Source organism: Shewanella mytili (assembly GCF_046765975.1).
Classification (GTDB): domain Bacteria; phylum Pseudomonadota; class Gammaproteobacteria; order Enterobacterales; family Shewanellaceae; genus Shewanella; species Shewanella mytili.
The window spans coordinates 152,830-161,638 of record NZ_JBKOUD010000008.1 but is presented as its reverse complement, the minus strand read 5'-3'; the positions used below and the strand labels follow the sequence as shown (position 1 = coordinate 161,638).

Below are 8,809 nucleotides of genomic sequence, written 5' to 3'. Positions count from 1 at the left end.
AAGTAGAGAACGGCTACTGAAGATTAGCTTTCCAGATTACCAAATTTGCCTGGTGACAATAGCGTTGTGGTCCCACCTGATCCCATCCCGAACTCAGAAGTGAAACACAATCGCGCCGATGGTAGTGTGGGGTCTCCCCATGTGAGAGTAGGTCATCGCCAGGCGCCAATTTCGGCGAGATGCGGTTGCATCAGCCAGTAAGAATTGGGCTTCGGTCCAGTGGGGTGGTAGTTCAGTTGGTTAGAATACCGGCCTGTCACGCCGGGGGTCGCGGGTTCGAGTCCCGTCCATCCCGCCACAAATAGCAAGGCCTCGTCAATGACGAGGCCTTTTGCTTTTTATCCCGTTCACTTTCTCTCTCGTTTCTTCGCCTGTCTTTTTATTGCCTGTCACTTGAGTCATGGCTCATGGTGCATGCAATACGCCTTTTTATCTTTGTCTACCATGTAGTTGACGTGGCATTTTCAATACAGACTAACTTCCTGAATAATTCAGAAATTTTGTTTTATTTTTAGGCAAAATGGCTGATCGGATGAGTGGGGTTTATCACATTCACGGCATTAAAAACTGGCTTGTTCCTGTTCAGTATCAAGTTTTTACTACAATTTAGCAGGTTAGAATATACGCTTGTAAATCTGTTGATTGTTTCTGGTGGTTATCGTTTGTGTTGGGGCACAACAAGTCATCCGGGACGTAATATCGCTTGATTGGGGAACAGTGATGAATCGGTTTGTAATTGCCAACGCCTATAGCTGTATCGGTTGTCGGGCATGTGAAGTCGCCTGTGTGTTATCGCACAATGACGGGCGTTATCCGGATGGGGCAGAAGCGTTTCACCCACGGATCCGGGTGGTGAAATGGGAGTCCCGTGTGTCAGCGGCGGTGTGTCATCACTGTGAAGATGCTCCTTGTGCCAATGCCTGCCCGGTGCAGGCGCTTACCTGTGAAGATGGCACCATCCAGTTGCAGCAAGACAAATGCATAGGGTGTAAAAGTTGTGTGCTGGCCTGCCCGTTTGGCGCCATCAACATGGTGTATCAAACCACTCCCAATGGGGATAAGGCCTATGCCCATAAGTGCGATTTATGCCATAGCAATGACGTAGGGCCGGCATGTGTACAGGCTTGCCCAACCCAGGCGCTGCGATTACTTGATGATCAAGGCCTGGCTGAACTGCGGCGTGAAAAACAGTACCGGAGTGCCGGGGTAACGTTTGAGCCCCGTTTGCCGCGTATCAACCGGGTGGCCCCGCTGCTGGCCGCTTTGCCGGATCATCCCCGTCAGGAGGCGCTGAAAACGCCATTGGCGCTGCGCAAAACCAGTTTTGTGGAAACCTATCAGCCTTTTTCAACCCAGCAGGTCATCTCTCAGGCAGAGCGTTGCCTTAGCTGTAGTGATCATGCCGTGTGTGAATGGACCTGCCCGCTCCATAACGATATTCCACAGTTGCTGAGCTTGGCAAGGCAAGGCCGTATTGATGAAGCGGTAGCGCTTTCCCATCAAACCAGTTCATTGCCGGAGGTTTGTGGCCGGGTTTGTCCACAGGATAGGTTGTGTGAAGGTGCCTGTACCCTGAAAGATCAATATGGGGCGGTGACCATCGGTAATGTGGAGCGCTACATCACGGATACTGCCTTGGCAAATGGCTGGAAGCCCGATTTGCGCCATGTTAAGGCAACGGGTAAACGGGTGGCGGTGATTGGCGCCGGTCCTGCTGGGCTGGGTTGTGCTGATGTTTTGGCCCGCAATGGGGTTCAGGCGGTAGTATTTGATCGGCACCCGGAAATTGGCGGCATGCTGACATTCGGTATTCCTGCATTCAAACTGGACAAACAGGTGCTGATTAATCGTCGGGCACTGTTTAGTGACATGGGGATTGAGTTTCGCCTGAATACGGAAATAGGCCGTGACATCCCGTTATCCCAGTTACTTGACGAGTTTGATGCGGTGTTTGTGGGTACCGGCACCTATCAGTCTATGCAAGCTGGGTTGGCGCACGAAGATGCTCCCGGCGTGTATGAAGCCCTGCCATTTTTGATTGCCAATACCAAACATGAGATGGGGCTGGCTGAATTGGCGGAAGAACCCTATATCAATCTTTCCGGCAAAAAAGTGGTGGTGTTAGGCGGTGGGGATACGGCGATGGATTGCCTGCGCACATCTTTGCGTCAGGGGGCGGCCCAGGTGACCTGCGCTTATCGGCGTGATGAAGCCAATATGCCCGGCTCCAAGAAAGAAGTGAAAAATGCCAAGGAGGAGGGCGCCGAATTTTTATTCAATGTGCAGCCTTTGGGGATCTTGCTGGATGCACAGGGCAATTTTGCCGGCATCGAACTTATTCGCACGCAATTGGGTGAACCTGACAGCAGTGGCCGCCGGCGGCCGCAGCCGGTAGCGGGTTCTGAATTCGTGCTCGAGGCTGATGCACTGATTATCGCATTTGGTTTCAGTGCTCACCAGATGCCATGGCTGGAGCAAGCACAGGTCAAATGCAACCGCTGGGGGCTGATTGAGGCGCCTCGTGGTGGTCAATTCCCCTGTCAGACCAGCCACCCGCAGATTTTTGCCGGGGGCGATATTGTTCGCGGCGCGGATTTGGTGGTGACCGCCATGGCGGATGGCCGCAAAGCCGCATTGGGGATCATCGCTTCTTTGGGGCTGGCGCCCCAGACCGCACCCACGTTATCGTAAATCGTCATGCACGGCCCGCCAAGTTGCGGGCCGCTTTGTTATCTACTCTTCCCTTTTCATACCCTTATGCCATGAATTAGCGTAATCTGGCAGTCATTACACGGACTTGAAAAGAGCAGGAGCTTTTATGAAATTGGAGATGATTTGCACCGGGGAAGAGGTGCTTTCCGGGCAGATAATAGATACCAATGGTGCCTGGTTTGCCAATCTGATGATGGAGCATGGCATTGAGGTGCAACGCCGGGTGACGGTGGGTGATCGGCTAGAAGATCTGGTGGCGGTTTTTCAGGAGCGTAGTCAGCACGCCGATGTGATTTTGGTCAATGGCGGCCTAGGCCCTACCTCTGACGATTTGTCTGCCGAGGCCATGGCCATGGCAAAGGGTGAACCGTTAGTGGAAAACCAGGCCTGGCGTGAACACATGATTGACTGGTTTGCCCGCAATAACCGGCCCATGCCCGCCAATAATTTCAAGCAGGCGTTGTTACCTGCATCCGCGGTCATGGTGGATAATCCGGTGGGAACCGCCTGTGGTTTTCGGGTAAAGCTCAACCGGGCTTGGCTGTTTTTTACACCTGGCGTTCCCTTTGAACTGCATCATATGGTGCAGGAACAGTTTTTGCCTTTCATTCAGGAGCACTTTGCCCCGACAGCGGCTGTGGCGTTGGAGAAACTGCTGACGATTGGTCATGGTGAATCCTCACTGGCGGAAAAACTGGAGCCGCTTTCATTGCCTGCCGGGATTACGTTGGGGTATCGCTCTTCCATGCCCCATATTGAAATTAAAATCTTTGCCAGAGGCGATGAGGCCATTGCCCAGTTACCCGATGTGACTGCCCAGGTAAAGCAGGCGCTGGGCACCGCGGTGGTGGCGGAGAACTGCAGCTCTCTGGCTCAGGAGATCCACCAGCGCTTATACCAATCAGGCCTGAGCCTGAGTGTGGCAGAGTCCTGCACTGGCGGCATGATCACCAGCCAATTGGTGGCTTTCCCCGGTAGTTCCTCTTATTTGCAGCAAGGACTGGTGACCTATTCCAACGAAAGCAAAGTGCGGGTTCTTGGTGTCAAGGCGCACACGCTGGATGATAACGGCGCCGTGTCCATTGCGGTTGTTGAAGAGATGGCGCGGGGGGCCCGCGAGTTGCTGGACAGCGATTTTGCCTTGGCCACCAGCGGTATTGCTGGTCCTGATGGTGGCACTGCAGAAAAACCTGTGGGCACCGTTGCCATTGCACTGGCAACCCGTAACGGCGTGTATAGTCAGATGATTTTGCTCTCTGGTCGCTCCCGGGCATTGGTGCGTAGCATCAGTGCGGCAGTGGCTTATGACATGTTGCGCCGCGAGTTGCTTAATGAGGCGGTGATTGTGGATTACTCCTTCATCAAGCGCTATCCCAAATAGGCCCCAAAATAGGTAGAGGGCATACACTTGTCTGCCCTCCTTGACGGCTTGGCCGCAGCTGCCTTGGCAGGATTACTGAAACAGCAGTAACAGCCTGCCCTTTTCCACTTTTATCTCACGGGTGATTTGCGCCAGCTTCGCTTGGGTGTTGTCCCGGTTGTCCAACACATACACGGGTTGGCTTTCCAGCAGCGTTCGTGTCATCTGTAGTAGCTGCGGGGTGATGCCACTGAGCAACCGTTGCAGTTGCGCCGGTCGGGAGCTGAGCTGCACCAGTTGCAGGTCTTTGAGAAACACCCCATGGCTTGATGCATCGTAGACAGGCTTGGCGGTGAATTCCGCCTGCAGCGTGGCGCTCAGGGGCATAATGGGGGTGAGCAGTTTGGCCCTTGCCTGCGCTGTCACCGCCATTATCCCGGGTTGATGCCCCAGTTTGACGCTGACGTTTTGCAATCCTAACGTCAGCGCTGCTGTGCCCTGTTGCATCTGGTACTCTTTGGCAATTTTATCATTTAGATAATGCGCTATCTGCTGTTCACTGATGCTGTACTGGTTGGCACATCCCCCCAGGTACAGCATTGCCAAGAATAGGGTGACAAAACGCATCAGCCGGTATTCCTCATGCCCGCTGCAACACCGGCAATGGTCAACATCAGTGCTAGCTCCAAGGTGGCAGAGGTTTGCTGTTCTTTCCGGGTGCGCCCCAGGAGTTCGGCTTGCAAGAAGTTGAGTGGGTCGATGTAGGGATTGCGCAGTTTCACCGACTCCCGGCTCCAGGGGGTATGGGCCATCAGGGTGTTGCTGCCGGTGAGCTCCTGCACCATCTGGATGCCTAGTTGCAGCCTGCCGATAAGCTCATCGCCAAGATGATGCAGCGCTGGCGGTACCAGGCAGGTTTCGTAGTAACGGGCCAGATTGGGCTCCGCTTTGGCGTAAACCATTTCCATCATGGAAATCCGGGTGCGGAAAAATGGCCAGTCCCGCTCCATTTCCAGCAATAACGATTTTTCACCGCGTTCCATGGCGGCTTGCAGGGATTCGCCTGCGCCCAGCCATGCCGGCAACATCAGCCGGTTTTGTGACCAGGCGAAAATCCACGGGATGGCCCGCAGGCTTTCTATTCCCCCGTCCACCCGACGTTTGGCCGGTCGGCTGCCAAGGGGCAGTTTCCCCAATTCGACTTCCGGGGTAATGGCGCGAAAATAGGGCACAAAATCTGCATTTTCACGCACTACCTGCCGATAGGCGGTGACGGAATCAGCGGCAATTCTTGCCATGCCATCGCGCCATTGGGGTTTAGGTTCCGGCGGCGGCAGCAAGGTGGCTTCCATGACGGCAGAGGTATAAAGCGCCAGAGACTGGATGGCCTGTTTGGGCAGGCCGAATTTAAAGCGGATCATTTCGCCCTGTTCGGTTACCCGGATGCGGCCGTCCACGGAGCCCGGCGGTTGGGATAAAATGGCATCATGTGCCGGGGCACCACCTCGGCCCACGGTGCCACCGCGGCCATGGAACAAAATGAGTTTTACCGCTGCATTGCGGCAAACCGCTACCAACTGCTCTTGAGCCTGGTATTGGGCCCAGGCCGCAGCCATCACCCCGGCATCCTTGGCGGAGTCGGAGTAACCTATCATCACTTCCTGCACCCCTTTGGTATAACCGCGATACCAGTCAATGTTCAGCAACTCGGTCATGCAGTTGGCGGCATTATTCAAGTCATCCAGGGTTTCAAACAGGGGCACTACCCGCATGGGGTGCTGGCAGCCGGTTTCTTTCAATAGCAGCAACACGGCCAATACATCGGATGGTTGGCTGGCCATGGAGATCACATAAGATCCCAGGGCATTGGCGGGCTGCTTGGCAATCAGGCGGCAGGTGGACAGGACTTCCGCCACTTCATCAGAGGGTTGCCAGTGGGTCGGCAACAGCGGCCGGCGGTTGGTGAGTTCTTTTAGTAAAAAGCCCTGTTTTTCCGATTCGTCCCAATGGGCGTAATCGCCAATGCCCAGATAGCGGGTAAGCTCTGCAATCACATCAGCGTGTCTGGCGGCATCCTGGCGGATGTCCAGCCGTACCATGTGGATGCCAAAGCAGGCCAGGCGGCGCAGGGTGTCGAGCAGTAGTCCGTTGGCAATCAGGCGCATGTTGCAGTCGCACAGGCTGCGGTACAGCAACATCAACGGGGTTTTGAGATCTTCTTCATGCCAGATGATGGTGTGGTAATCCACCTCGGGTTGGTGGCCTTCAATGCGGGCATTGAGAAAGTCGATGGTATTGCGCAGTTTATGGCGTAAATCCCGCAATACATCCCGGTAGGGCTCGCGGCTGTTGTGGGTGTAAGCCAGCAGTTCTGGGTTGGCATCTTCCATGGACAGCTCGGTAATGAGCTCTGCCACATCCTTAAGGTGCAGCCGTGCAGCGGCATGGCGGTTTCTGTCTAGCACTTCCTGGGTCACTTGGGCGGTGACAAAGGGGTTGCCGTCCCTATCGCCGCCCATCCAGCTGGAAAATCTTACCGGGGCGATATCAATGGGTAGCTGGGTGCCGGTGCGCTCTTCTATCTGATCGTTGAGCTGCCTGAGAAAATCTGGCACGGCCTGCCATAGTGAGGTCTCGATGGTGGCCAGTCCCCAGCGGGCTTCATCCACGGGCGTGGGGCGCTCGCTGCGGATTTCATTGGTATGCCAGATTTGCGAGATCAGCTGCCTTAGGCGCAAATTCAGCTGTTTTGTTTCCCGTTGCCCCAGCTTGTCGTTTTCCAGTGCTGCCAGACAATCCACCACGGCGGCATATTTCTGGATCAGGGTGCGCCGGGATATTTCGGTAGGATGTGCCGTCAGTACCAGGTCGATGTCCATGGTTTTCAGGCAGTCCAGCATCTGCTGTTGGTCAATCGGGCCATTGAGCATGCGTCCCAGCAGCAAGTCTACCGGATCCGGCACGCATACCAGTTCATCGCAGTTACGGCTGATGGTATGAAACTGCTCGGCAATATTGGCCAGATTCAAAAATTGGTTGAAGGCTTTGGCCACCGGCACCAGCTCATCATCGGGCAGTGCATTTAACAGCTCCAGCATCTGTTCCCGGGCAGCGCTGTCACCCTTGCGTGAGCGCTTGGCCAATTGGCGGATCTGCTCGACTTTTTCCAGAAATGGCTCGCCCAAGTGATCGCGCATGGTGTCGCCGAGAATTTGCCCCAGCATACTGACATTGGCCCGCAGCGAGGCGTACATATCTGTCGTTTGTTCCATTATGGTTTCCATTTCCCCAAAAAATGTGTGGCTGTACTGCCGTGCTGTTCACCATACCCAGCCGCAGCGCCAAAGGTCAATCACGTCACCCTGAAAAGGCTGTCCTCATGCAATACAAGCATGATAAATCAGCTGTTTTAACAACGAAACCGTTGGTTGTATCTGACTCAAATCCAAAAACTCGTTGGGTTGATGGGCTTGTTCAATGCTGCCGGGCCCCAATACCAACGTATGGCAACCCAGGCTGCGGATGTATGGTGCTTCGGTGGCGTAGTTTACCACTTCCGGTGCGTTGCCGGAGAGTTTGGCCACCAGTTGACTCCAGGGGGAGTCGGCGGTGTCGGCAAAAGGTTCGGCGCCCGGATATAGGGTGCGAATGCTCACCGTGCCCGGGTATTTTTCTGAGATGGGCAACAGGTATTGCTGCAGCATCAGCTCCAAATCGGCAATCGCGATGCCGGGGAGCGGGCGGATATCCAGATGCAACTCACAGCAGCCACAAATTCTGTTGGCCGCATCACCACCGTGAATATGGCCGAAGTTCATGGTGGGATAGGGCACACTAAAGGCGTTTTCACGATAGTTATCAGCAAGATGCTGTTTCAGTTTCAACAGCTGGCCTATTACCTGGTGCATCACGTCTATGGCATTAAGGCCCTTGGCCGGATCAGAGGAGTGGCCGCTGCGCCCGGTAATGCGGATCCCTTGCGCCAGATGGCCTTTGTGCATGTAGACCGGCCGCAGGCTGGTGGGCTCACCGATGATGGCATATTCCGGGCGAATGGCCGCATTGGCGGCAAATGCCTTGGCACCGTTCATGGTGGTTTCTTCATCGGCGCTGGCTAAAATGTGCAGTGGCCGTTGCAATTGTTGCAGCGGCATGTCTTTAAGGGCTTCTAGAATGAGGGCGAAAAAGCCCTTCATGTCGCAGGTGCCCAATCCATACCAGCGGCCGTCCTTTTCGGTCAAGGCAAAGGGGTCCTGTTGCCAGTGACCTTCATCAAACGGCACGGTATCCGTGTGTCCCGCCAGTAACAGCCCCCCCCGGCCACTGCCCAGTGACGCCAGCAGGTTATGCTTGTTGCGGCTGTCCGGCACGGCCTGTTGCTGGCAATCAAAGCCCAGCTCGGCAAACCAGTTGCTGAGCAAATCCAGCACGGGTTTGTTGCTTTGATCCTGCGCGGGTTCAATGGCACTGATAGAAGGCGCGGCAATCAGTGCGGAAAATGTGTGTTTAAGTTCCGGTAGTGTGGTCATAATTCCGCCAAATCAAACAATATAACTATTCATATATATTGCATAAATAAACTTGTGTGGTAGTCTAGCAGACAGCTAAGACCGGCGTCATCAGGCAAAACTGACATGTTAATAAAATATCCTGTTTGTATGCTGTATTCAGTTTAATACCAACAGCGACCCTATCCATGCATTTACCGTGGATACCGTTATCCAGCTTTGTTGCCAG

5 protein-coding genes, 1 tRNA gene and 1 rRNA gene are annotated in these 8,809 nt (G+C 54.5%); 4 read left to right on the top strand and 3 right to left on the bottom strand.

What is annotated here, in order from left to right:
- Positions 1–48: 48 nt before the first annotated feature.
- The 4 genes from rrf (at position 49) to ACIDEJ_RS09875 (ending at position 4,093) form a co-directional block, all read left to right on the top strand.
- Positions 49–164: ribosomal RNA gene (gene rrf, locus ACIDEJ_RS09890) — 5S ribosomal RNA — on the top strand.
- A gap of 57 nt (positions 165–221) precedes the next feature.
- Positions 222–298: transfer RNA gene (locus tag ACIDEJ_RS09885), tRNA-Asp, on the top strand.
- 422 nt (positions 299–720) lie between these two features.
- On the top strand, positions 721–2,691 hold the full coding sequence (aegA, locus tag ACIDEJ_RS09880) for a formate-dependent uric acid utilization protein AegA (RefSeq protein WP_411987902.1): 1,971 nt from the start codon (positions 721–723) through the stop codon (positions 2,689–2,691).
- A 127-nt stretch (positions 2,692–2,818) separates the two neighbouring features.
- Positions 2,819–4,093: a CinA family nicotinamide mononucleotide deamidase-related protein gene (locus tag ACIDEJ_RS09875; protein ID WP_411987901.1), complete on the top strand. Its 1,275-nt coding sequence runs from the start codon at positions 2,819–2,821 to the stop codon at positions 4,091–4,093.
- 72 nt (positions 4,094–4,165) lie between these two features.
- Here the strand turns inward: ACIDEJ_RS09875 and ACIDEJ_RS09870 are convergent, their stop codons facing one another.
- From ACIDEJ_RS09870 to argE, 3 genes are all read right to left on the bottom strand, one after another.
- Positions 4,166–4,699 carry a DUF1439 domain-containing protein gene (locus ACIDEJ_RS09870; protein ID WP_411987900.1) on the bottom strand — a complete coding sequence of 178 codons (534 nt, stop codon included), beginning with the start codon at positions 4,697–4,699 and terminating at the stop codon, positions 4,166–4,168.
- Positions 4,699–7,344, bottom strand: a complete 2,646-nt coding sequence (ppc, locus tag ACIDEJ_RS09865; protein WP_411987899.1) for a phosphoenolpyruvate carboxylase — start codon at positions 7,342–7,344, stop codon at positions 4,699–4,701. The genes ACIDEJ_RS09870 and ppc overlap by 1 nt, the downstream gene beginning before the upstream one ends.
- Before the next feature lie 105 nt (positions 7,345–7,449).
- Positions 7,450–8,601, bottom strand: a complete 1,152-nt coding sequence (argE, locus tag ACIDEJ_RS09860; RefSeq protein WP_411987898.1) for an acetylornithine deacetylase — start codon at positions 8,599–8,601, stop codon at positions 7,450–7,452.
- Positions 8,602–8,809 lie beyond the last annotated feature (208 nt).